Source organism: Chryseobacterium sp. (genome assembly GCF_029240215.1).
Taxonomy (GTDB): Bacteria; Bacteroidota; Bacteroidia; order Flavobacteriales; family Weeksellaceae; genus Chryseobacterium.
Genome location: NZ_JARBTK010000002.1, coordinates 355,304 through 380,359 on the forward strand (window position 1 = coordinate 355,304; position 25,056 = coordinate 380,359).

23 protein-coding genes are annotated in these 25,056 nt (G+C 35.7%); 14 read left to right on the forward strand and 9 right to left on the reverse strand.

What is annotated here, in order from left to right; all coding sequences use genetic code 11:
* The first annotated feature begins 19 nt into the window (after positions 1-19).
* On the forward strand, positions 20-985 hold the full coding sequence (locus K0R77_RS05695) for a T9SS type A sorting domain-containing protein (RefSeq protein WP_300349673.1): 966 nt from the start codon (positions 20-22) through the stop codon (positions 983-985).
* A 159-nt stretch (positions 986-1,144) separates the two neighbouring features.
* Positions 1,145-2,680, forward strand: a complete 1,536-nt coding sequence (locus K0R77_RS05700) for a YifB family Mg chelatase-like AAA ATPase (RefSeq protein WP_300349676.1) — start codon at positions 1,145-1,147, stop codon at positions 2,678-2,680.
* A 216-nt stretch (positions 2,681-2,896) separates the two neighbouring features.
* Here K0R77_RS05700 and K0R77_RS05705 read toward each other — a convergent pair whose 3' ends face one another.
* Positions 2,897-5,098: a S46 family peptidase gene (locus K0R77_RS05705; protein ID WP_300349679.1), complete on the reverse strand. Its 2,202-nt coding sequence runs from the start codon at positions 5,096-5,098 to the stop codon at positions 2,897-2,899.
* An 85-nt stretch (positions 5,099-5,183) separates the two neighbouring features.
* On the opposite strand from K0R77_RS05705, the gene K0R77_RS05710 reads away from it, so the two are divergent.
* Positions 5,184-5,618 carry an META domain-containing protein gene (locus tag K0R77_RS05710; protein WP_300349682.1) on the forward strand — a complete coding sequence of 145 codons (435 nt, stop codon included), beginning with the start codon at positions 5,184-5,186 and terminating at the stop codon, positions 5,616-5,618.
* Positions 5,619-5,690: 72 nt separating this feature from the next.
* On the opposite strand, the gene K0R77_RS05715 is transcribed toward K0R77_RS05710, so the two are convergent.
* From K0R77_RS05715 to K0R77_RS05725, 3 genes are read right to left on the reverse strand one after another with little or no spacing between them, the layout of a single operon-like run.
* Complete coding sequence (locus K0R77_RS05715) at positions 5,691-6,104, reverse strand: hypothetical protein (RefSeq protein WP_300349685.1); 414 nt, start codon at positions 6,102-6,104, stop codon at positions 5,691-5,693.
* Between the two features lie 7 nt (positions 6,105-6,111).
* The gene (locus K0R77_RS05720) at positions 6,112-8,658 is read right to left on the reverse strand and encodes a collagen-like protein (protein ID WP_300349688.1); all 2,547 of its coding nucleotides are present in this window, start codon (positions 8,656-8,658) and stop codon (positions 6,112-6,114) included.
* 5 nt (positions 8,659-8,663) lie between these two features.
* Positions 8,664-9,143, reverse strand: coding sequence for a T9SS type A sorting domain-containing protein (locus tag K0R77_RS05725; RefSeq protein ID WP_300349691.1), 480 nt, complete (start codon positions 9,141-9,143; stop codon positions 8,664-8,666).
* 208 nt (positions 9,144-9,351) lie between these two features.
* On the opposite strand from K0R77_RS05725, the gene hflX reads away from it, so the two are divergent.
* The 9 genes from hflX to K0R77_RS05770 all read left to right on the forward strand — a co-directional run bounded on the left by hflX (position 9,352) and on the right by K0R77_RS05770 (position 18,860).
* On the forward strand, positions 9,352-10,584 hold the full coding sequence (gene hflX / locus K0R77_RS05730) for a GTPase HflX (protein WP_300349694.1): 1,233 nt from the start codon (positions 9,352-9,354) through the stop codon (positions 10,582-10,584).
* Positions 10,584-11,219 carry a DUF4919 domain-containing protein gene (locus K0R77_RS05735; RefSeq protein WP_300349696.1) on the forward strand — a complete coding sequence of 212 codons (636 nt, stop codon included), beginning with the start codon at positions 10,584-10,586 and terminating at the stop codon, positions 11,217-11,219. Before hflX ends, K0R77_RS05735 begins: the two co-directional genes overlap by 1 nt.
* Before the next feature lie 10 nt (positions 11,220-11,229).
* On the forward strand, positions 11,230-12,516 hold the full coding sequence (locus tag K0R77_RS05740; protein ID WP_300349699.1) for a sodium:proton antiporter: 1,287 nt from the start codon (positions 11,230-11,232) through the stop codon (positions 12,514-12,516).
* 14 nt (positions 12,517-12,530) lie between these two features.
* Entirely contained in the window at positions 12,531-13,250 is a 720-nt protein-coding gene (locus K0R77_RS05745; protein ID WP_300349701.1) for a DNA alkylation repair protein, read from the forward strand.
* 69 nt (positions 13,251-13,319) lie between these two features.
* Positions 13,320-13,988, forward strand: a complete 669-nt coding sequence (locus K0R77_RS05750; RefSeq protein WP_300349704.1) for a hypothetical protein — start codon at positions 13,320-13,322, stop codon at positions 13,986-13,988.
* A 15-nt stretch (positions 13,989-14,003) separates the two neighbouring features.
* Positions 14,004-16,067: a hypothetical protein gene (locus tag K0R77_RS05755; RefSeq protein ID WP_300349707.1), complete on the forward strand. Its 2,064-nt coding sequence runs from the start codon at positions 14,004-14,006 to the stop codon at positions 16,065-16,067.
* Positions 16,068-16,116: 49 nt separating this feature from the next.
* Positions 16,117-17,355, forward strand: coding sequence for a hypothetical protein (locus K0R77_RS05760; protein ID WP_300349709.1), 1,239 nt, complete (start codon positions 16,117-16,119; stop codon positions 17,353-17,355).
* A gap of 30 nt (positions 17,356-17,385) precedes the next feature.
* Complete coding sequence (locus K0R77_RS05765; protein WP_300349712.1) at positions 17,386-17,724, forward strand: DUF6122 family protein; 339 nt, start codon at positions 17,386-17,388, stop codon at positions 17,722-17,724.
* Between the two features lie 65 nt (positions 17,725-17,789).
* The gene (locus K0R77_RS05770) at positions 17,790-18,860 is read left to right on the forward strand and encodes an ionic transporter y4hA (RefSeq protein ID WP_300349714.1); all 1,071 of its coding nucleotides are present in this window, start codon (positions 17,790-17,792) and stop codon (positions 18,858-18,860) included.
* 35 nt (positions 18,861-18,895) lie between these two features.
* Here K0R77_RS05770 and K0R77_RS05775 read toward each other — a convergent pair whose 3' ends face one another.
* Complete coding sequence (locus K0R77_RS05775) at positions 18,896-19,276, reverse strand: group III truncated hemoglobin (protein WP_300349717.1); 381 nt, start codon at positions 19,274-19,276, stop codon at positions 18,896-18,898.
* 133 nt (positions 19,277-19,409) lie between these two features.
* On the opposite strand from K0R77_RS05775, the gene K0R77_RS05780 reads away from it, so the two are divergent.
* Entirely contained in the window at positions 19,410-20,381 is a 972-nt protein-coding gene (locus K0R77_RS05780; protein ID WP_300349720.1) for an ion channel, read from the forward strand.
* Positions 20,381-20,869: a YkgJ family cysteine cluster protein gene (locus K0R77_RS05785; RefSeq protein WP_300349723.1), complete on the forward strand. Its 489-nt coding sequence runs from the start codon at positions 20,381-20,383 to the stop codon at positions 20,867-20,869. Before K0R77_RS05780 ends, K0R77_RS05785 begins: the two co-directional genes overlap by 1 nt.
* Positions 20,870-21,031: 162 nt before the next feature.
* Here the strand turns inward: K0R77_RS05785 and K0R77_RS05790 are convergent, their stop codons facing one another.
* The 4 genes from K0R77_RS05790 to K0R77_RS05805 form a co-directional block, all read right to left on the reverse strand.
* Entirely contained in the window at positions 21,032-21,400 is a 369-nt protein-coding gene (locus K0R77_RS05790) for an iron chaperone (protein WP_300349726.1), read from the reverse strand.
* A gap of 132 nt (positions 21,401-21,532) precedes the next feature.
* Complete coding sequence (gdhA, locus tag K0R77_RS05795) at positions 21,533-22,891, reverse strand: NADP-specific glutamate dehydrogenase (protein ID WP_300349729.1); 1,359 nt, start codon at positions 22,889-22,891, stop codon at positions 21,533-21,535.
* Between the two features lie 191 nt (positions 22,892-23,082).
* On the reverse strand, positions 23,083-24,192 hold the full coding sequence (gene dprA, locus K0R77_RS05800) for a DNA-processing protein DprA (RefSeq protein WP_300349731.1): 1,110 nt from the start codon (positions 24,190-24,192) through the stop codon (positions 23,083-23,085).
* A gap of 38 nt (positions 24,193-24,230) precedes the next feature.
* Entirely contained in the window at positions 24,231-24,998 is a 768-nt protein-coding gene (locus K0R77_RS05805; RefSeq protein ID WP_300349734.1) for a rhomboid family intramembrane serine protease, read from the reverse strand.
* Positions 24,999-25,056: the final 58 nt, after the last annotated feature.

Consider the following 25,056-nt stretch of genomic DNA (forward strand, 5'->3'; position numbering starts at 1 on the left):
CATCAAATCAAATATATTTATGAAAGCAAGATTAATTTTTTTAAGTCTTTTATTTTTAAGTGTCTTAAATATAAAAGCTCAACAGTGCAATCCCACGATTACAAGTCCCAGATTAGGAACGATGTTTCCTGATAAGGTAGTTTTTTGCAGCTCGGAAAGCGAAATACTTTCTACAACACAAACTTACTCGAGTTATCAATGGTATAAGCAAGAGTGGGATTGGCAAACACCCAATCCGAACCCATGGGTTGCAATTCCCGGAGCAACGATGCAAACCCTTACCATTGACGGAACAAATGACATGTTGTATTATTTTAAAGTAGAAGTTACAGAAAATGACTGTACTGCTGAAAGTGATCCAATCATGGCAGATGGTTATGTTTACGGACTTCCGTATTTGATGATAGATCTACAACCGGGAACTTATGAAGAAGTAAACGGGGAGTACAACATTTGTAATGGAGCTTCTGTACAGCTTAATAATGGATTTCCTCAAGTTTACGGAGATCATACTTGGTTCAAATGTATTCCGGGAAGTAACCCGCCATCACCAACGGATGCCTGCATTATTCCCGGAGCAACAGGAGACTCTTATACTGCAACCGAATCTGGGCTTTATGGCTTTTACGCTTGTACCGAGTACTGCCCGGATCAATGTCAGATGTTAGCTACTTTTGCATTTGTGCAATTAAATTTCGGGAATTGGAGTTTTTGTCCAAACCTTTCTACAGGGGAAACAAAAACACGAGAAAATAGCTTAAACGTTTATCCTAACCCCACTGCTCAATTCTTGTATATTGGTAAACAGTCTGAAAAATATAGTGAGATCTCAATCATTGATATGTCTGGAAAATTAATTCTACAGAAGAAAGATCACAAATTCAACGAAGCAATTGATGTAAACGATCTCGCTCCGGGTACTTATATAATAGTATGTAAGACCTCAGATAGTAAAATGTACCGAAATAAATTTATAAAGAAATAAGGAATTAAAGAATCATAGTTAGTTTTTTTAAATAATTTTAGTAAAGTGAAACCGATGCAGATTTAGTTGCATCGGTTTTTTGTAATATAATTTTAATATAAATTGTTTGATAAGTGCTTTTTCAAATAATTTTTTTATTTTTACTTAAAACACAATCAAATGCTGATAAAAATATACGGAAGTGCAATCTTCGGTGTTTCCGCACAAACCATTACAATTGAGGTTAATATAGATACCGGTGGAGTAGGATATCACCTTGTAGGTCTTCCTGATAATGCAATAAAAGAAAGCAGTTACAGGATTTCGGCTGCACTGAAAAACGTAGGTTTCAAAATTCCAGGCAAAAAAATCACGATCAATATGGCTCCTGCTGATCTTAGAAAAGAAGGTGCGGCTTACGATTTGAGTATAGCTATGGGGATTTTGGTTGCTTCAGATCAAATTGTAGCAGAAAATATTCAAGAGTTTATCATCATGGGAGAGCTTTCTTTAGATGGAAGTCTGCAGCCTATAAAAGGGGTTTTGCCTATTGCGATTCAGGCTCGTGAAGAAGGTTTTAAAGGAATTATTTTACCTAAACAAAATACAAGAGAAGCTGCGATTGTCAATAATCTTGATGTTTACGGAGTTGAAAACATCAAAGAAGTTATTGATTTTTTTAATGAAGGAAAACCACTCGAAAAAGTAGTTTTGGATACCCGAAAAGAATTTCAGGAGAAAATAAACAATTTCCCTTTTGATTTTTCTGAAGTAAAAGGACAGGAAACTGCAAAAAGAGCAATGGAAGTTGCCGCTGCAGGCGGACACAATATCATTCTTATCGGACCTCCCGGAAGCGGAAAAACGATGTTGGCAAAAAGAGTTCCGAGTATTTTGCCGCCACTCACTTTAAAAGAAGCATTAGAAACTACAAAAATACATTCTGTTGCCGGAAAAATGGGAACGGAAACTTCTCTGATGACTGTTCGCCCATTCCGTTCGCCACACCATACAATTTCGGATGTTGCATTAGTTGGCGGTGGAAGTTACCCGCAACCGGGAGAAATTTCTCTCGCTCACAACGGAGTTTTATTTCTGGATGAAATGCCTGAATTTAAAAGAACAGTTCTGGAAGTGATGCGTCAACCTTTGGAGGATCGTGAAGTGACGATCTCAAGAGCAAGATTTACTGTCAATTATCCTTCGAGCTTTATGCTGGTTGCATCAATGAACCCAAGTCCGAGCGGATATTTTCCAGATGATCCGAATAATACTTCGTCAGTTTTTGAGATGCAACGGTACATGAATAAACTTTCGGGACCGCTTTTAGACCGCATCGATATTCATGTAGAAGTGCAAAAAGTGGAATTTGAACAATTAGCCGAAAAAAGAAAAGGCGAAAAAAGTGAAGACATCAGAAAGCGGGTTTTAATTGCGCGTGAGATTCAGAATGAGCGGTATAAAGATTTGTCAATCAGTTATAACGCTCAAATTGGTTCTCGTGAGTTGGAGCAATTTTGTGAATTAGATGATGCATCTTTTAACCTCATCAAAATGGCAATGGAAAAACTGAATCTTTCTGCAAGAGCATACGACAGAATTCTAAAAGTTGCCAGAACGATTGCCGATTTGGAAGAATCTGAAAATATTCTTTCAAACCATATTTCAGAGGCGATACAATACAGAAGTTTGGATCGTGAGTTTTGGAATGTTTAATTATTAAAAAAATTATCTAGAAGATTTTACCTTTCCCGAAAAGTTTTTCCACAGAAAATGAAAATTTTACAAAGGCGGCATTCATCGTTCCGTTTTGCTGGATGATAGCTTTAAACTTAATCTTTTGTGTTTTCATTTTATTTAAAATTGAATCATCAAAAATAAAAAAACCGTGAAATTTATTTCACGGTTTTTAAAATATGATTTAGAAAAAAATTATTTCTTTTTCTTTTTTGCAGGAGCTGCAGTTTTGATTTTAGATGCGCCAGTATCAGCCGGAGTATTTTCATCTCTTACTAATGTCAACTCATCGACCAATCTTCTTGCACCGGCATATTTATCAATCGTCCAAAGAACAAAACGGATATCTACACTGATTGTTTTCTGCCATTTGTCTTCAAAAACGATGTCACCACTTAATGCTTCGCTATTTCCGTCGAATGCGATACCGATAAGGTTTCCGTTACCGTCGATTACCGGAGAACCGGAGTTTCCACCTGTAATGTCGTTGTTTGAAAGAAAATTTACCGGAAGGTAACCTGCTTTATCAGCATATTGACCGTAGTCTTTTGCTCCCTGAAGTGCAAGAACTCTTTGTGGAAGATCAAACTCTTCGTCACCAGCTTTGTATTTGCCTACTAAACCTTCCATTGTAGTGTAGTAGTTATCAGTAACACCAAAGTAGTTTCTGTCTTCTCTGATTGGCAATGTGTCGATCTGTCCGTAAGTCAATCTCATGGTAGAGTTTGCATCCGGGTAGAATTTTTTCTCAGGCATTGCTTTCATCAAACCAGCTAAGAAAAGACGGTTGTTTTTAGCAAAATTATCATCGATTTTTACAAATCTTTCACCAGAAACTCTCTGATCTTCTGCAATACCTTTTGCAATTTTCAAAAGAGGATCTGCATCTAATTTTAAACGATCAGGGTTTAAAATGTAGTTGGTTACAGATGTTTTGTTTGCAAATAATGAAGAGAATGCAACAGTTGACAAGTTATTAGCATCTAAAGCCATAATTGTTGGTGAAGCAACATCAGCTTTTACTCTTGTTTTGTAAAGGTTTACCAAAGAATTAAGCATTTCTCCTTCCAATTCAGGATTGATGTTGTCATAAGCATCTTTAATAGCTGCTTCTACTTTTGGTTTCATTGCCAATCTTCCTGCCATATCCTGTTTTGCGTAAGCATCGAGAGCCGGAGCCAATTGGTAAGCCAAAGCAATATATTTGGCATTTCTTGTTAATAAGGAAGCATAATTTCTTTCAACATTTCTGTCCGTAACCTGCTTGTAATATGTTGCGATCTGTTCTAGAACACCATCATACATTTCATTACCCGGCTGAGAAGCCCATTGTCTGAAAGTTCTTTCTATATTTTGTTTGTCTGCAATGGTTCCGTTTTTTTCAACGGCGTCGATTGTTCCCTGTCTGTTTTTCCAATAGTTGGCTACAGAAGCATATTGAGAAGCATAACCTAACTGAGTGGTTTTATCTTTATCCATATACTTCTTCATCACATCCATTGCCATTTTAGAAGTTTCTACCCAAGCCGGATAATCTTTAGAAACCATTTGGGTGATTCCGTAAGAAGTCAGGTAACGGTTTGTTCTTCCCGGATAACCCAAGATCATTGAGAAATCACCAGGCTTAATTCCTTTAAGAGAAACCGGTAAAAAATGTTTAGGCTTCAAAGGAACATTGGTTGGCTTATATTCAGAAGGATTTCCTGCTGCATCAGCATATACTCTGAAAACCGTGAAGTCTGCAGTATGTCGTGGCCATTCCCAGTTATCTGTATCTCCACCATATTTTCCTAAAGCTGATGGTGGTGCACCTACTAATCTGATGTCTTTATAGTCTTGATAAACAAAATAATAGAATTCATTTCCGTTGAAGAAATCTCTCACGACAACAGTATATTTTCCGTTTTCAGAATTTTCTGTCTGAATTGCTTTTGTTTCAGCATCGATTACAGCTTTTCTTTCAGCTGCAGTCATATTGTTATTAAGTTTAGAATTGATTCTTTGCGATGCGTCATCCATTCTTACCAAAAATCTTACGTAAAGATCTTTTGCATTAAACTCATCTTTTTCTTTCATCGCCCAGAAACCGTTTTTCAGGTAATCTTTTGACGGTGTAGAAGCTGCTGCAACAGCACCATAACCACAGTGGTGATTGGTAAAGATCAAACCTTTGTCTGATACGATTTCTCCTGTACAAAATCCTCCGAAGCTTACGATAGCATCTTTAAGACTTGAATTGTTCACAGAATAGATCTCTTCAGGCGTAAGGTGCAGACCTTCTTTCTGCATATCAACACCGTTAAGTCTTTTGATGAGCATCAACAGCCACATCCCTTCGTCTGCTCTCATTTGAGCAAAACCTAACAAGAAAGTGAATAGTAAAAATATTCTTTTCATTTTTAAAATAATTATTGTGGGGCTAATTTACTAATTTTTACGATAATCCATCCTTAATTGGTATGAAAATGGGTGGCTGAGTGGTATGAAAAACATTATTTTAAGTCTTTTTTCTGTTTTCATTTTAACACTGGTTTTAAATTGTTCGGCATCAAAGGTCGATAACCAACATTACCGGAGAGAATGGATGATGGTTTCGTTTGATCAATTTACCAAGCTGCAGTTGGTTGAAAATAAAGCAGGAATCAATTTAACAGGTGAAAGAACCGGTAATCGCGTGAAGGGTTTCGCAACAATGGGTTGCAACAGAATTTTCTTTACAGCTGAATTAAAAAATAACAGCAAAATAAATATTTCAGAAATTGGAAGCACAGAAATGGTCTGTAAAAATATGGAACTCGAAAATGCTTTTATGAAAAAAATAGGGAACATGAAAAATTATTTGATCGAAGGACATCGACTAACACTATCTGACAACAATGGAAATGAAATGAAATTTATCGCAGCAGATTGGGATTAAATTTATCCAAATAAAAAATCAAGAAGTCCGCAATTATTTTTGCGGACTTCTTTTTTGAAAAAGGTTATTAGTTTAATTTTTAGGAATTGTTTTTTTAATTTCTTCTAAAGTTGCCGTGTTTGGTAAACCCTGAACTTTTACTGTGGCATTTGTAGAAGCATTTCTCTTACGTGAATTTTGTCTGTTAGGGATCGAGGCTAAAATATCTTCAAAACTTGCGGTATTGGGTAATAGTTTATCCTGATTATTACTTTGCTTCCCGGTTTTCTGAGTTTCTTGCTTCACTTCCAGGCCCTGTTCGGATGCCAAAACGTTTTGTTTTTCTTTTTTAGGGAAATTGGCTTCGTTTTGTTTCTGCATTTTCTTTTCAAATTCTTTAGCATCTTTCAAAACCTGTTCCTGATCCTGAAGTTCTGGAGATTTTTTTTCCTGTGCGTAAAAAATTACGCTTAAAAGTAAAAATGGAATGATATATAATGATTTCATGATCGTTTTATTTAATGTTAACTAATACTTTTATTTTCCCGATTGAGCTTTGATCGTAATCCTGAAGCGCTTTTCCGATCACCTGTCCTATTTTTATTTTTTTAGGATTGGCTTTCATGGCAACTCCGGGTTTTGATGAGGTTACCAAAAGATCGCCTCTTTTGATTTTTCCTCCTTCAAGACAAACTTTGGTAGGGATAACTCCAATCACTCCCATCGGAACTTTTCCTGATAAATCAGCATCTACATTTTCTTCAGTTAATAAAACTCCTGGTTTTGTAGCATAAACTCCCGAAACTAAAGTAGAATATGGTTTTGATGATTTTTCTACCGCTCTATCGCTCGAAGTGGAGATTACTAAAACGTCACCCATTTCGTATTCAGAAATATTTCCTTCTATGTCAAATACTTCGGCTAAATCGGCACCACTGTTTTGCGTTCCACCATTGAAAAATCCCGTTCCTGTTTTATTGATTCTGGCAACATTGGCACTTGCACTTTGAAAAACTGCGATGTTTCCTGATGCTCCGGTATGATTTACAAAAACTCCCGTTCCTGTTCCTGCATTAGTCACAGATACTACTGCCTGAGAATTTGCGGTATTGAAATTTCTGAAATAAGCTGCGCGACCCGTTCCGAAATTAGGAATCCAGCCGTAGATTGCGCTACCAGTTCCGTCTACTGTTGCTTCTACACCGTCTCCGCTATTTTTTGCATTTGCTGTGATGCCATTTCCGTTTCCGTTGGCAAGAGCAATTAATGCAGGTCCGTTTCCTGAAGCGTTACTTGCATAAAATAAACCTCCAAAACCTCCTGTTCCGGCAGATTCACCATACACACCTGCGGTTCCGAAATTGGCAAACTGAGAATTGACCTTTCCTTTGACTGCCGGAGAAGTTCCATTTGTATTATCTACAAAAAAGTCTCCTGCAATACCGTTTCCTAATGTTGTTGAGGAAAGTGCTGTAGATGTATTTGATGTATTGAAATTTTTAAATTCTGCAGCTTTACCTGTACTGAAAGTAGGAACCCAACCGTAGAGTGCGCGTCCGTTTCCATCAACATTCGCTTCGATTGCATCACCGTCTTTGCCTGCATTGGCTACAATTGCATCGCCGTTTCCGTCTGTGATTGCCACTAAAGCACGCCCATTTCCGCTGACGTTTGAAGAATAAAATAGTCCGCCAAAACCGCCTGTTCCTGATGAAACACCGAAAACACCTGCTGCACCGAAATTTCCAAATATTGTTTTGGTTTCTCCTCTTACTGCGGCACTAACGCTATTGGTATTATTAGATAAAAAAGAGGCAACATTACCTTGTGTATTATCAGGGATATTTCCTGTACTATTTGATTCTACTTCAAAAGTATTTCTATCGTTTGCTGTATTAAAATTTTGAAATCTTCCCGCTCTACCAGTGCTTCCGCTTATGCCCACTCTTCCATACACCCCTATTCCCGTTCCCGTGGTATTCGTGGCAAGAAAGCCATGAACACCATATCCTCCACCATCATTTCTTCCCACTACTGCTCCTGCAATATCACTGGTATTTCTACCTACAACTGCTTCACCAGCTCCGTTATTATCGGCGATAACTCCGGCAGAACTTTGTGCGGTCGTAATTCCGTGGATGGCAAAACCGGTTCCTGTATTGCTCACAACGCCCGCTCCGGAACCTGAAGATGAAACATTAATAACATTTCCACTTCCTAAAGTACTTGCTGTAAGAACAGTGTTGGGATTGGCATTGTTTGAGATTGAAATATTGGCGGCAATACCATTTGTGCTTGTTGCATTTAAACCTGTTCCTGTATTGCTGTTAGCATAAACACCATATCCTGATCCTGAAGAGTTTCCATAGACTCCTAATCCGCTGGGAGTAACTCCGTAAACTCCCCATCCGCTTCCGTTTTGGCTTCCCCAAACACCAACACCCAAACCTCCGGTACCATTATTGATTCCTCGCACACCTGAAGAAAATCCTCCCGGAGCTACATTGGTAACAACTCCTCTAACTGCTGCAATACTTGAGGTTGTAGTATTGTTGTTTCCTTCAAGAGAAGTTCCGTCACCATCGTTAGTTATAGTAAAAAGATTTGAAGCATTATTAACCGTTGCTGTATAAGGTAACGTAAAACCTCCACCGGAACTGCCGGAAGTTTTAGCATACATTGCATAAGGCACACTTAATAGTTGGCTTGTTCCTGTAATTGTATAAGAAGTTCCGCCAGTGGGATCTGTTTCTGTTTTTAAATAATAATTTCCAGAAGGCCAGTTGATTGTGGCATAAGTTCCCGAAAGTACTGTTCCGGTTCCGATTTCCAGACTGATGAGTCCATTGACATTGGTTGTTCCGGTCAATCTTTCAGAATAAACAACTGTTCCGGCAGGTGAACCTTGAAGTACACTTACTTTCACTCCGATATTCTGATTGGCAAGCAATTGTCCGGATGTATTTCTCATTACAGCCTGATAACTCATTTTTTCCGGAGCCTGGGCTGAGACTAAGTGAAAGCCAAGCATCATTCCTACGGTGAGTAAAATTTTTTTCATGATGATTATTTTTTAATGATTTTAAATGTTTTAATATTTTTTCCATTCTGATTGATTCGGATGATGTACATCGCAGAAGGAAGCTCTGAAAAATTAAATTCTGATTTTGACTCTTTTATTTTGTTCTCTTTTAAAAGTTTGCCGGAAGAATCGAATAATTGAAATTCAGAATTTCGGTAGTCGTTTGTAGTAAAATCCACAAACAAAAAATCTTTGAATGGATTTGGATACAATAAAATGTCTTTCTTGTCTGAGCCTGCAGTTTCTGTAGTGGAAAGCGTAATGATTTCGTAGGCTTGCTGTACGCCTTCATTTGCTTGATTATTAGTTCCTTTGCTTGTATAATCAATCTGTCCTATACTGTAAGAAGCAGAGCCGTTGCCTCCTGTAGCATTTGATCCTGCGGCAAGAACTGCTTTTTGTGCACTGACTTCTGATGTCGCGCAAAGAATCAAAAAGATGCCGTACATAAAAATTTTTTTCATATTTAAGATAATTTCTGGTTAATAAAGATTTTAATGTTATGATCTGTTATTGAGATTTTTACGGTGTAAAGGTAAGTGGAGACGAAGGGGATAAACCAGAGGAAAAGGACTAGAATAAAAAAGGGAAAATCACCGTTTTTAAAGACTCGGGTTGTATTTATTAATTAAAAATGTTATCTTGTAAATCTTATAAATTATACAGAATTTAATGCTAGAAAAGAAACAACATAGTTACGAAAGGGCAGTTTTGGTGGGTGTTGTCACCCAAAATCAAAATGCAGAAAAGCTGCAGGAATACATGGATGAGCTGGAGTTTTTGGCTTTCACAGCAGGTGCTACGGTTGACAGACGTTTTACTCAGAATTTAACTCAGCCGGATTCCAAAACTTTTGTAGGAAGCGGAAAAGCTCAGGAAATAAAAGAATATGTAAAAGAAAACGAGATAGGAACCATTATTTTTGATGACGAATTGTCACCTTCTCAACTGAAAAATCTTGAAAAAGAAATTGAAGTAAAAATTCTTGACAGAACCAATCTGATCCTGGATATTTTTGCACAGAGAGCACAGACTTCTTATGCAAGGACTCAGGTAGAATTGGCTCAGTATCAATACCTTCTTCCGAGACTAACCAGAATGTGGACCCACCTTGAAAGACAGAAAGGGGGAATCGGGATGCGTGGTCCCGGTGAAACAGAAATTGAAACCGACAGAAGGATCATCCGTGACAGAATATCTTTACTGAAAGATAAACTGAAGACCATTGACAGGCAAATGGCGACTCAGCGTAACAATCGCGGCAAAGTAGTTCGTGCTGCTTTGGTAGGGTATACCAACGTTGGAAAATCAACTTTAATGAACGCTTTGTCAAAATCTGATGTTTTTGCAGAGAATAAATTGTTTGCGACACTCGATACGACGGTAAGAAAAGTAGTGATCGGAAACTTACCTTTCCTTTTGACGGATACCGTTGGTTTTATCAGAAAATTACCGACTCAGCTGGTAGAATCTTTTAAATCAACTTTGGATGAGGTACGTGAAGCTGACTTGTTGATTCATGTGGTTGATATCTCTCACGAAAGTTTTGAAGATCATATCGAGTCAGTCAATCAGATTTTAATGGAAATCAATGCACATCAGAAACCGATGATCATGGTTTTCAATAAAATTGATGACTTCAGCTATGAGAAAAAAGACGAAGACGATCTTACACCAAGCTCAAACCGGAATGTTTCTCTAGAAGAATGGAAAAGAACCTGGATGAATAAATCTAAACATCCCGCAGTTTTCATTTCTGCTTTAAAGAAAGAAAATTTTCCTGAAATGAAAAGGCTGATCTACGATGAGGTGATGAAAATTCATATTTCGAGATTCCCGTACAACGATTTTCTTTTCGAATATTTTGACAATGATGAAGATGAAGAATCTGAAAAAGAAGATTAATGAATTACAGAATACTCGTTTTTCTTCTTGCTCTTCCGTTTTTTGGATTTAGCCAAAAGACTAAGTTGGATTTGAAAAGTATTGAGAAAAACCTCAGCAATTCCGGCTCGCCTTACAATTCCGAAAAGCTTATTTTTAAGTTTAAAGGTCTTCCAAAATCTCTTGACAGTATAGAAGCGCAGCATTTGTACTACGGAAGAAATTTCATAAAAGATAAAGTTTCCCAGACCGGAGATGAGTTCAAAAGTCTGGCTGAAGCTTTTAAAAACAATAATTTTGCAGAATGCATCAGACTTGGCAAGATTCTTTACAATAAAGATCCCACCAATCTCGATATCATTCTTATCCTGCTTCGTGCTTATGATCAGACCAAAGATATAAGCAATTTTTCGCATCATCTTTCGCAATTGAGGCTTCTTACCGATGCAATAAAAAACTCAGGTGACGGAAAATCTGAGAAAACTGCTTTTAAAGTAAACAGCGTGGGTGACGAATACATTTTTCTGAATGTGATGAACATCGGACAAGATTATACAAGAGGCTCAAGACCCCTGAAAGACGGTGTGATCGACGTTTGGGAAAAAGGCGATAACAAAATTTATATCAAAGTACTTTATTTAGACTTAATTTTTTAAAAAAAATTCATTGGAATTATATTATTCATTTTCAGCGCTCATTGTATTGGCATCCATTTTTGCATATATCAACTACAGATTTTTAAAACTTCCGAGCACCATCGGAATTATGGTGATTGCTATCGTGGTTTCTATCATTTTGGTTTTATTTGGTGAAAATTTTCTTCCAAAAACATTTGGTCATCTGAATGATTTGATGAACAGTATCGATTTTACCGAAGTTCTGATGGGAGCAATGCTAAATTTTCTTCTTTTTGCAGGAGGGATTCATATTAATATTAATGATTTAAAAGAGCAGTTCCGTCCCGTCCTCATATTTTCAACGGCTGGTGTGATTATTTCCACCTTTATCGTAGGATTTGGAATGTTTTATCTGTTGCCTTTAGTTGGGTTGAAGATTCCTTTCATTTACTGTCTTGTTTTTGGAGCATTGATTTCCCCTACCGATCCGGTTGCGGTTTTAAGTGTTTTAAAACAGGCTAATATTTCAAAATCATTAGAAACAAAAATTGCCGGAGAATCTTTATTCAACGACGGTATGGCGGTTGTGGTTTTTACGGTTGTCTTACAGCTTGCAATTGGTAGCGAAGTAGATTTAGGTGTAGAAAATATCACCATTCTATTGATAAAAGAAGCTGGTGGAGGATTGCTTTTGGGAGTTCTTCTAGGTTGGGTTACATCAAGATTGATGCGTGAAGTTGATGATTATATTATCTCGGTTCTGGTAACGCTTGCTGTTGTGATGGGAGGTTATCTCGTTGCGAGACAAATGCACGTTTCGGGTCCGTTGACGATGGTTGCAGCGGGATTATTTATGGGTAATTTTAATGTTAAATTCAAAATGAAATCTGTTACTCAGGATTATCTGATTAAATTCTGGGAGTTAATTGATGAAATTCTGAATGCGGTTCTATTCCTTTTCATTGGGTTTGAACTATTAATGATCAAAGATTTAAATTATTACGTAATTCCCGGGATTTTGGCAATTGTCGTCGTTTTGGTCGCAAGATTTATTTCAATTTGGGGACCCACAAAATTTATGTCTTTCAGAACTCGATTTAGTCCGCAGACCATAAAAGTTTTATTTTGGGGAGGAATTCGTGGCGGTGTATCCATCGCTTTGGCAATGTCGATTCCGAAAAATGAATACAGTAATGCTATTTTAAGTATTACTTATTGTGTGGTTGTGTTTTCGATTGTAGTTCAGGGACTTACTATTGCGAAAGTTGCCAATCCTAAACAGATTGCTAAAGAAGAGCAGGAGCAGGAAAGTATTGCTTTAGATCAGTTACAATAAATGACTGATAGACAATGAATAATATTGTAAAAGAAATAAAAGAGGTATTCAGTCTTCTTTCGATTCCGGAAAAAGCGGCTTTTTTTCCACGATTCTTCAAAACAGGAAAAGGAGAGTATGGAGAAGGCGATCAGTTCATTGGAGTAATTGTTCCTGATCAGAGAAAAGTTGCGAAGGAATATTTTTCGAAAATCTCTTTGCCTGAATTGAGCGAACTGCTTTCTTCGGAAATTCACGAACATCGATTGACCGCATTATTTATGCTTATTTCGAAGTTTGAAAAAGCAAAAGAGCAGAATGTAAAAGATGAGATCGTTGAATTTTATTTAAATCATCTTCAATACGTGAATAACTGGGATTTGGTTGATACAAGCTGTTATAAGATTCTGGGAAGATATGCTTTTGAAAATCAAAAAGAAAGCCTGCTGAAAACGCTTGCAGATTCTGATCAGATGTGGCACAAAAGAATTGCTGTTGTCGGAACGATGTATTTCATAAAAAAAGGTTCTTTTGAGCTGACCAAGCAATTTGTTACTCAAAATTTACAGTATCCTCATGATCTTATGCACAAAGCAAACGGCTGGCTTTTGCGTGAAATGGGAAATAAAAATGAAACAGAGCTCATCACATACCTTAATCAACACTATAAAAAAATGCCGAGAACCTGCCTTCGTTATGCCATCGAAAAATTGGATGAAGAACTGAGACAAGATTACCTCAAAGGCAGAATTTAGTTGATGAATAGCCTACATAATGTGATATTAAAATTAAATTTAAGTAAATTAGCATTCTAAACCTAAATCATGAAAATTTCTTTTAAGCAGCTTCTGTTGCTATTTCCTTTACTATTTCTCACGAGTTGTTTTGATATTTTAGATAAAGTCAATGTAAAAGCTGACGGAAGTGGTGAATATTCGCTCATTCTCAATGCAAGCAAAAGCAAAACAAGATTGGCATCCATCTCAAAAATGGAGACCATCAACGGCAAGAAAGTTCCTAAAAGAGCCGAGATTGAATCAAAAATCAACGAAGCTGCAAGAATTTTCAAAAGCGTTCCCGGAATTTCAAATGTAAAAACAGTGATGGACTTCGATAATTACATTCTTAAACTAAGCTGTAATTTCAAAAAAATCGAAAACGTAAATGCGGGATTAGAACAGTTGAAAGCCAAAAATATTCTTGGCAAAATGATCCCCACACAGATTTACAGTCATAATTCTGCAAAAAAAACTTTTATAAGAAATAAAATCAACACCTTCAAAAGTGATTATAATCAACTGAGTTCTGCAGATAAAGAGGTCTTCAATAATGCAAAATACACTTCGGTTCTGCAGTTTGAAAATACGGTAAAATCTCAGTCAAACAATGCTTATCAGCTTTCACCCAACAAAAAAGCGATGAAGCTTGAAGGAAATATCCTTGATTTTATCCTTCAGAAAAAACAGATTCAAAATACGGTTCTATTCCAGTAATTCACTAATTTATATATGAAATCTATTTTACTAAAAACACAGACAATCGCTTTTCTGCTTTTTGGCTTTGCCCTTGCTTTTGCCCAAAACAGTATGCAAGTTCCTTCCGATGCGGTTTTCTACATGGAAATCAACGGAAAACAGCTCAATAAAAAAATCAATTGGGAAAAATTTAATCCTTTTCTAAAGCAAATTGACAAAAAAGAAAAAGGAAAACCTTCTTGGAATGACTATTCCAAAACAGGAATAAAATACGATGCTACACAAAAGCATTATGCAAGAATTTCCGATTCTGTAAAGTCTTATACGGCGCATTTTGTTTTAGATAACAAAGAAAAATTTCAGGAATTTATTAATTCAAGCAAGAAAAAAGGTCTGGAAGTTTCTAAGAAAAACAACTATTCTTATGTTGATCTTAATGAAGATCTTTTCGTTGCATGGAACGACCAACATGCCATGATCACTTTGATTGACTATAACAAACGCTCGAAAGATATTTGGGATGAAGAATTGGTAACAGATTCAGTTGCGGTAATGGCAGATAGTGTATATGTTGGTGTTGACAGCGCTGCAGCAGTTTATGAGGAAGAAGTAAAACCTTTCAATTATAAAGAAGAGATTAAATATTTGAAAGAAGAGATCAAATATCTTAAATCAGATATCAGGTCATACAATGCAGACATTGCTAAATACCAGAAAGATATCAAATATCTTGAAAAGCATCACAAATATCCGGAAGAAAAGAAGGAGAAAGAAGCTGTAATAGACTCTGCATACTCTGAAGAAAGTGTAGAAGCAATGCCGCCACCTGCGTCTCAGGATGACTACGTAGAAACGGAGGCTTATCCTGTAGATTCTGAATATCAGAAAGAAATGGATTCTCTGAAGGCAGAAAAATTTAAAATCGTAAAAGGAATTGCTGAAAATAATTTCGACAAATACTTCAATTCGAATTTTGAAATTGAATCATCTGCAGAAATGTTGAGCTTCAGGGATGGAAATTCTGATGTCTTTGTATATGCTGATTACGGTAAAATCATCAACGAAGGAGTTTACAAAAATATATATCGTCTAAACAATTTTACAGAGATTTTAGGCAAAATGTATAATTCAAACACAGCTTACAATCTTTATTTTGAAAAAGATAAGGTAAGGCTTGTCAACAATTATCAGCATAAAGATCCGGAAACTCAAGAGAATATTTCGGCTGTTTACAAAGGCAAAAAAAATAAAAAATTAACTGCATTGATTAACGATAAAAGCATCGGTTATTACGCAATGAATGTCAACGGATTCAAGTATTTTGATATGATGTACAGCCTCCTTCAGGATTCTGGTGACAAAGAATATCAGAAAGAAATGCAGTTGGTCATGGAAACCATGAAAATCGTTCTTGATGAAGAAGCGATCGCCAAAATTGCACCCGGAAACGGAATCTTTGTTTTAAACGAATTGAAGTCTAAAAAAGTAGACTATACAGATTATGATTATGACGATGATTATAATGAGAAAGAAATAAAAAAGACAAAAGACGTTATGGTTCCCGATTTTACTTTTGCTTTTGCAACAGAAAATGAAGGATATTGGAAAAGAATTTTTGATGTTTTGACAACCAATAAAGATTTGGCTAAAAAGTTTACCAAAAACGGAGATTTTTATTCTTTTAAAGATGGCAAAAGCAATGGCTATGTTGACCAGCTATTTTTCACTGTAAAAGACGGAATTGTTTATCTTACGACCTCTACCGACAATTTGAATGCTAAAAATCAGTCTTCAGCTTCTGAGAAATGGATGAAAGATTCTTCGAAATATCCTTTGTCTGGAAGATTAGACGTTCAGAAAATTTTGGTGGGTCTCGAAAAAGAATTTAAATCAACTTCCGAAAGAAAAACGTTGGATCTTCTGAGAAAAAATGTTGGCGAGCTGTACTTTAAAACTGAAGCAAAAGGCAACAGTATTCAAACAGAAATGAATTACAATACCAACATAAATTCTGAAAACAGTCTGATGTATTTCTTCGATTTGTTCGATGAAATTTTCAAAAATATGGAAGCAGATAAAAAACCTCAAACGCTTTAAATTGCTTTTGTTTTTAGCTTTAAATAAATTTAATTAATTAGAAAGTTGAATGAAGAAGAAATATATCTTTCTTGTGATCGTTTTTCTGCTTGCAGCTGCGGTTTATCTTCTGTTATTTCATAAGGATAAAACTTTAAAGTTTATTCCCGAAAATGCAGATGTCGTGGTTTTAGTTGATGTGAAAAAAGTGACGAGACAATATATTTCCGAATTGATAGCTCATCCTTCACAATGGTTCAAAAGTGATAAAAAAGGCAAAGACAAAATGTCTTTAAATAAATCCGGGATGAAAATTCCGGATTTTATACAGATTTTTCATTTAAAAAACACTCAGTTCGGAGATTGGTATACGATCGTTGAGCTTGAGGATGAAACTCAATTTTCACAATATTTAAAGCAAAATAAATTTATTAAAAGCGGTGAAAAGCTTTTTCGAAAAGACGGTTTGTTTATCAGTATTGAAGGCGCAGCTTGTATCTTAGGAACTTCAAATGCAGCATTCGAAGATATAAGGAAGTCACTGTTATCAGATTCAAAAAATAATATTTTAAATGCCAATCAGCTGATCAACAATTCTGATGGTAGTATTTCTTTCATTTCCGGATCAAAAATCAGTAATTTTTCGATCAGTTTAAATTCAGATGAAATTGAGGTGGCAAATTCCGGGAATACAAATACATTCACATCATTAATCTCAAAATTGGAGCAAAAAACTCAATTTTTGAGTGCAGAATTAGATGAAAAGAATGTTAAAAATGGTCTTCAATTTTTTAATAAAGATGTGAAAGATTCTCTTCAGATCAGTTATTTCAAAACCAATTCAGAACTCGAAGAGGTGAATGACACGATCATTACTTACGGTTACGATGATGATTTTAACGAAACTGAAAAGGTAAGTTATCAGAAAATTATTCAGCCCAATTTTATTATTTCTCTTCAAAGTTTAAATCCATATAAAACGTGGAACTTCTTTCAAAATAAAAAATGGATCAATGATCAGAATCAGTTTACGGCAATTCCGGTTCAGCCAAATCGTATTTTGAAGAAAGCTAAAGAAATCAGTATTCAATCGACGAGAAAACCTTTGCAGTTGCCTCAGAATCAAAATGAAAATTATATTTTTTTGAGAAATAATAAGTTGTTATCATCCTCTTTTCATCAGTTGAATTCTACTCAAAAAATGATACTTTCAAACATCAACTATGTTTTTTACGGAAACAAAGGACAGAATTATTTTATGAAAATTAAATTGAAAGAAAACGAACTGCCTTTACTTTTGAGGTTGTAAGTGTATTGTCAGTCAAAAAAGTTAACTAAAATGGCTTCTTCAGATCTTTTATTGCTAAAATCTTTCACGCACTATTTTTTGCATCTGGTTTTCCCGGTTTTCATTGCATTAGTGTTTTACAGAAAAAACTGGAAAAAAGTGTATCTGATTTTACTGGCGACAATGCTTGTAGATCTTGATCATCTTTTTGCTGATCCTGTTTTTGATCCCAACAGAATGAGCGTAGGTTTTCATTTTTTACATTCTTACTACGCCATTGCGTTGTATTTTTTGCTGTTATTTTTTAAAGGAAATTTAAGAATAATAGGGATTGGTCTGCTTTTTCATATGTTGACAGATTTTCAGGATTATGAGCTGTGGATTCATTAAAATAATATTAATATTTTCTTTTGATAATTAAAAACCCATAGATTTTTTGTATTTTAGAGACACTTATGAAGCCAAAAGAATTTTTAAACTACACATATATTTTCCCTGTCTTTGCGGTAATTTATTACTTCACAGGATTAATGGGAACGGGAGTCGTTTTTGATATTATTGCAGGCATCTTACTTACGGGAAGCGTGCTTTCTGCCGTTCATCATGCAGAAGTAGTTGCCCATAAAGTTGGCGAACCTTACGGAACTATTATTTTGGCACTCTGTATTACGATTATCGAAGTTGCGCTCATCGTTTCTCTGATGGTTGCAGGTGGTAAACAGGCGATAACCTTAGCGAGAGACACGGTTTTTGCAGCCGTAATGATCATTCTGAATGGGATTATAGGTATTTGTATTCTTGTGGGCGGAGTAAAGTATTTTGAGCAGTTCTTTGCACGTACTTCAGCGACGACTTACCTGGTGAGTATTGTTTCTATTCTTGTGATCACATTGGTGCTTCCCAATTTTACCTCAAGCGTCAACGGACCTTTCTATAATAATGCACAGCTTATCTTTGTTTCGATTGCATGTATCGTTATTTATGGGGTTTTTTTGATGGTTCAGACCGTGAGACACAGGAGCTATTTTGTACCTGCAGACGGAAATGCTGAAGATCATTTTATTCCCAACAAAACTCAGGCAATTATAAGTTTTTTCTTTTTGGTTATCTGTTTGGTTATTGTGGTTTTAATGGCAAAAGGTCTTTCAAAAACTATCGAAGATATGGTACAAAGTATGGGAGCACCAAAATCTTTGGTTGGAGTTATTATTGCAGCGGTTGTACTGCTTCCTGAAGGAGTTGCTGCGATCCGTGCAGCGAGAAATAATCAGATACAGTCAAGTTTAAATTTAGCTTTGGGATCAGCTTTAGCAAGTATAGGGTTGAGTATTCCTGCAATCTCTGCTGTAAGTATCATGTATGATATTCCGTTGGTTTTAGGATTAGATAAAAAAGATATCATTCTTCTCACCTTGTCTGTTTTCATCGTTATGTTGTCTTTGAGCCGTGGAAAAACGAATGTTCTCTACGGAACCGTTCTTCTGGTAAATTTAGCAGCTTACATTTTTACAGTAATCGTTCCCTAAACCTGGAACACTAAACTAAAAACATTGTAAAACCACTAAGGTTTTCTCGCCATTTCCATTTTATAAGCCATTAGATTGGCAATGTTCTCAGATTTTGTGATTGCCATAGAAGCATTTTCACCTGTGAAATTTTCTTCGATTGTTTGTTTCCACAATTGCAGCCATCTTGCAAAATGCTGTTTCTCCATTGCTTTGATTTCGTTGATAGGAAAATGCATCTGCATCGGGTTGCCTTTATAGCTCATCTGCCCGAAAAGAATGGTCTCCCAAAAAGAATACATTTTCGGTAGATGTTTGTCCCAGTCTACTTTCACAATGTCTTTAAAGAAAAATCCAATCGTTTCATCCTGAACTACTTTTGCGTAAAAACTATTGACAAGAAGTTCTATATCTTCTCTTGATTCCAGCTTTTTCATTCACCAAATTTAGCTTAAAATTAAATGCAAAATTCAATCTTGAAATTGATAAATTTCATAAAAACAATATTTTATCTTTGTAGATTATTTTATCATTTTTAATGTTGAGATAACGCAAATGATTTAGTTAAATATGGCAAAAGGTTTCAGGAAAAAAATTAGACAAGAGAACACTGAAAACAGCGGTTTTGGAAGTCGTGCTTCAGGAAGGTTTATTAATAAAGACGGGCTTCCGAATGTAAGAAGGAGGGGAGTCAATGTTTTTAACAGACTGAGTTGGTATCATACGATGCTGAATTTATCATCATTCCGATTCATCACTTATTTAGTGGTGATGTATATTCTGATCAATCTCGTTTTTGCGTTTATTTATTATCTGATCGGTGTAGAACATCTTACGGGAATCGATAAAAGTGATCCGATGAATGAATTTATCGATGTGTTCTTCTTCAGTTCTCAGACTTTTACTACAGTTGGGTACGGAAGAATTGCCCCGGTAGGATTTTTAGCAAGTTTAGTGGCTACCTTTGAGGCTTTCTTGGGATTGCTTACCTTTGCTATCGCAACGGGTTTATTTTACGGAAGATTTTCAAGACCCAGAGCTTATCTGAGATTTTCAGATATTGCTGTGATTGCTCCTTTTCAGGGTGTTACAGCGTTGATGTTCAGGTTGGCACCGTATAAAAATAATGCATTGACAGATGCTGATATTACTCTTTCAACAGCGATCGAGATTAATGAAGAAGGAACAACGAAAAGTAATTTTTACCGGTTGGAAACTCAATTAAGTAAAATCAATACTTTGGCTTTGAACTGGACGGTGGTTCATAAGATTGATGAGAATTCTCCTTTTTTCGGGTTTTCTGCAAATGATTTTAAAAATACCAATATTGAAATTATCGTTCATGTACGTGCATTTGATGAAGTATTTTCAAACACAGTTGTTCAGAGATCATCGTATGTGTCTAGAGAAATCATCTATGGGGCAAAATTTATCCCAATGTATTATCCGGATAATAACAAAGATTCAACAGTTCTTAATCTTGATAAAATTAATGAATATCAGAAAGCAGAACTTCCGGTTTTTGAAACGGAGAGATCATAATGAATTTAGAATCATATAAAAAACAGGCTTTACAAAAGCAGAAAGAGCATAAAAAATTTTTAGAAGGTTTAAAAAAGAAACCTCCTAAAAATCTCGATTATATTGTTCAGGAAACTCACGACGAGGTTTTTGAAAAAATCGATTGTCTTCAATGTGCAAATTGCTGCAAAACAACAGGACCGTTGTATACAGAGAAAGATATTGAGCGCATTTCAAAACACCTTCGCATGAAACAGGCTGATTTTGAAGCTAAATTTCTGCGTGTGGATGAAGATAATGACAAAGTTCTCCAAAATTTACCTTGCTTTTTTCTGAATCAGGATAATACGTGCTCAATCTATGAAGTTCGCCCCAAAGCTTGTAGAGAATATCCTCACACCGACAGAAAAAAAATTTACCAGATCAATAATCTGATGATACAGAATACTGTTATTTGTCCGGCAGCATTTGAATTTGTGGAAAAAATGATGAATAATTTAAACAAGTAAAAGTCTTAAATATTTTTAAAATAGCATAAACTTTCGTTAAAAGAACGATTGAATGTAATTTTATGAAGTCATTGTCGTTTCATAAATAAATCAATCCCCAATTGATTTACAACAGAAGTAGTTTTTTATATAAGTAAAAATGGAATCCTGAAATGTAACGTTTCAGGATTTTTTCTGATCAATCTCCATCATTCTGAACTGCACCATTTTTTCAACTAAATCTAAAGGCAAATCTTCCTTCATCGGAAACTGAACCGCACCTTTTGAAAATTTATATTTTCTTTTCTCAAAATCATTTTCAAAATGAATAATTGCTTCGGGAAGCGGATAAAATCCGATATGATTTTTATATCCTGCAAAGTAGACTAACGGCTTCTCATTATGCTTAAAAGCCGGCATCTGATAACCAATATATTCTTCCAAACCAGGAATTAAAGAATGAATAAACTTCCGCAATTGTTCAAGTTTTTGCTGAGTTTCTTCAGGAAAAGTAAGAAAATATTCTTCAAAATTTTTAAAAGTGTTTTTCATCAGATAAAAATAAAAAAAAGCATTGAACTGGACATTCAATGCTTTCACTTTCACTATTACTTTTTTCCCATTTATAGTCCCGGGACAGGTTTTAAGAAAAAAGGCCGGAAAAGCTTTCCGACCTTTATATTTTTATACTACACCTTGAGCAAGCATTGCTTCTGCTACTTTTACGAAGCCGGCAATATTGGCTCCTTTTACATAGTTTACATAGCCGTCTTCCTCTTTTCCGTAGTCTCTACAAGCTTTGTGGATTCCGATCATGATCTCTTTCAGTCTTGCGTCAACTTCTTCAGAAGTCCAGTTTAGTCTGATTGAGTTTTGAGTCATTTCAAGACCGGAAGTTGCTACACCACCTGCGTTAGAAGCTTTCCCCGGAGAGAACAATACTTTGTTTTCAAGGAAATAATTAATGGCTTCTAATGTAGAAGGCATATTTGCTGCTTCGGTCACACATACGCAACCGTTTTCTACCAAAATTTTAGCATCTTCAAAATCAAGTTCGTTCTGAGTTGCAGAAGGAATGGCTACATCGCACTTCACTTCCCAAGGGCGTTTTCCTGCGTGGAATACTGCAGAAGGATATTTTTTAGCATAATCTTCAGCTCTGTTGTTTCCTGAAGATCTTAATTCCAATAAATAATCGATCTTTTCGCCTTCAATACCATCTTTATCATAAACATAACCGTCCGGACCTGAAAGAGTAACCACTTTTCCGCCCAATTCGTTTACTTTTTTAATAACTCCCCAAGCAACGTTACCGAAACCTGAAACTGTTACCGTTTTATCTTTAAAAGTCTGTCCGATAGTTTTCAGCATCTGCTCAGCGAAGTAAACAACACCGTAACCTGTAGCTTCAGGACGGATCAGTGAACCACCGTAAGCAAGACCTTTTCCTGTAAGAACCCCTGTGAATTCGTTTCTTATTTTCTTGTACTGACCAAATAAATATCCGATTTCTCTTGCTCCAACACCGATATCTCCTGCGGGAACGTCTGTTTCCGGACCGATATGCTTGCACAATTCAGTCATGAAAGCCTGACAGAAACGCATTACTTCCATATCTGTTTTTCCTTGCGGGTCAAAATCTGAACCTCCTTTTCCACCTCCCATTGGAAGAGTAGTCAATGAGTTTTTGAAAACCTGCTCAAATGCCAAGAACTTAAGGACGGAAAGGTTTACAGTAGGATGGAAACGGATTCCCCCTTTGTAAGGTCCGATCGCAGAGTTCATTTGAATTCTGAAACCTCTGTTTACCTGAATTTCTCCTTTGTCATCAACCCATGGAACTCTGAAAATAATAATTCTTTCAGCTTCAGCCATTCTTTCAAGAAGCTTCATGCCGGTATATTCTTTTCTTGTCAGGATAAACGGAATTACTGTTACGGCAACTTCTTTTACTGCCTGTAAAAATTCCGGTTCGTTAGGATTTTTCGCTTCAATTTTAGCGATAAATTCCTGTATTTTCTGGTCAATATTATATTGTTCCATATTAGGTAAGGTTGAATATTATGTCAACAAATTTAATTTTTTTTTCAAGATTCACAATAGCTTATTTAATATTTGCTGATAATTCAATAATAATGAAACAGAATATTATTAAATTGATAATTATGAATTAAATTTTGTTAAAAATTAAATGTTATATGTGAAATAATGAAATATTAAGAAATCGTTAATTTTCAAATCGCTATAAATTGCCTCCCGGAAAATGATTTTACTTTACCTAAAAGCTCTAATTCTAAAATTACAGGCAGAATTTTGTGCGAAGCCACCGAAATTTTCTCCGCCAGATCGTCCAACGTTACATGAGGATTTTCTGCAATATTTGTATATATTAATTCTTGACTTTCAGATAATTGAATTGTTGTTTTGCTGTGAGGAAAAAGCTCTGCAATCTTTTCTTTAGGATCATTAAATCCTGCTAAATCCAACAAATCTTTTATCGTAGAAATTGCTGTTGCTTTATTCTGAAAAATAAGTTGATTGCAACCTTGGCTGTATTTATCGGTAATTTTTCCGGGTAGCGCAAAAACATCTCTGTTGTAGGTGTTGGCAAAGGTTGCAGTGCTCATTGAGCCGCCACCAAATGCTGTCTCTACAACAATTGTTGATGGAGAAATTCCAGCGACAATTCTGTTTCTTTGAATGAAATTTTCTCTGTCAGGCTTTCGGGATGAATTAAATTCTGTCAGTAAAGCTCCGTTTTCTTCAATGATTTTTTCAGAAAGCTTTTTGTTTTTGGAAGGATATAAAGTGTGAAAGCCGTGAGCTAAAACTCCGATTGTAGGAATTTGATGTTTTAATGAATATTCGTGAACTTCCTTATCAACTCCTAAAGCTAAACCGCTAATTGAAATGAACTGATGTGATTTTGCTTCTTCGAAAAAATCTTCAATAAATTTTTTGCCGTAAGCTGTAATGTTTCTTGTTCCGACTAAACTTATGGGTTTTAAGTTTTTGTCGAAATTTCCTTTTTGATATAGAATTGCAGGCGCATCATCGCATTCATTCAATAAAAAAGGTAAGTCGTGCTGATGCCTTAAATTGATTTTTATGGAATTTTTTTCGCAAAATAATAGTTCTTTTTCAGCAAAATTCAGATGTTCAGAATTTCCGATGTCGGAAACTGTTTTAATTCCGATTCCGTCGGTTTTGCTGAGTTCTTTTTTTGAGGTTTCCCAAACTTTTTTTGCGCTTCCGAAACTGCGTGTAAGTTTAAAAAAATTAATATCACCAATAAAGTTACATTCTCGTAAAGCGATAGAATAAAGATGTTCTTCAGAGTACATTTGTGTTTTATTTTCTTCAAATGTAATAAAATTCGGAATTATTTTTTCCTTATTTCTTCTAAATGATCCCAAAGATCTTCATTTTTCTTGTAAGGTAATTCAAGGAAATCTTCGGGGTGATTTTCTTTGTATTCCTGCCACAATTTATCGTCTTTTTCGCTGTAATAATTTGGGAATTCCCAAATGTATTTTTTCTTTTTATCACCTACATTTTTAAAAACAAAAGCCAAAATGCTTCCTACAACTGCACCTGATAAGTGCGCCTGCCAGGAAATTTTACTTGGTTCCTGCATGTTGTAAAACAGTTCTTCCGGAAACATTCCCCAAATCAAACTTCCGTAGTACAAAACCACTAAAAGTGAAATGGTTAACAAAGTCATATTCCATTTAAAAACTCCACTAAAAAACAGGAAAAATGCGAGTACATAAACAATTCCACTTGCGCCGATAGTACAGGTGTACATATATTCGCCTGTCAGAATATCAATCGGCGGAAGCATCCAAAGTAAAAGTCCCGTTGCAAGCCAGCCCAAAATAAAAACTTTGTTGGCAACCAAAGGATAGAACTGATATAAAAGTCCCATCAAGACAGCGATAGGAATAGAATTCCCAATAATATGATCAATACTTCCGTGAAGTAGAGGAGACGTAATAATTCCTAACAGACCTTCCGGTAACAGAGGAATAATTGCTCCAAAGCAACTTGCAAAAAAGCCCTGCATCTGTAAAAAGTATCCCAACCACATTGCTCCCAACATAAGAAGGGGATTGATGATAGCATTTTTGTAAATTACATTTTTAAACATATCTGAAAACTGTCAAATCAAAAGCCAATGATAAATTTCGGAAAATTTGTCGATGATT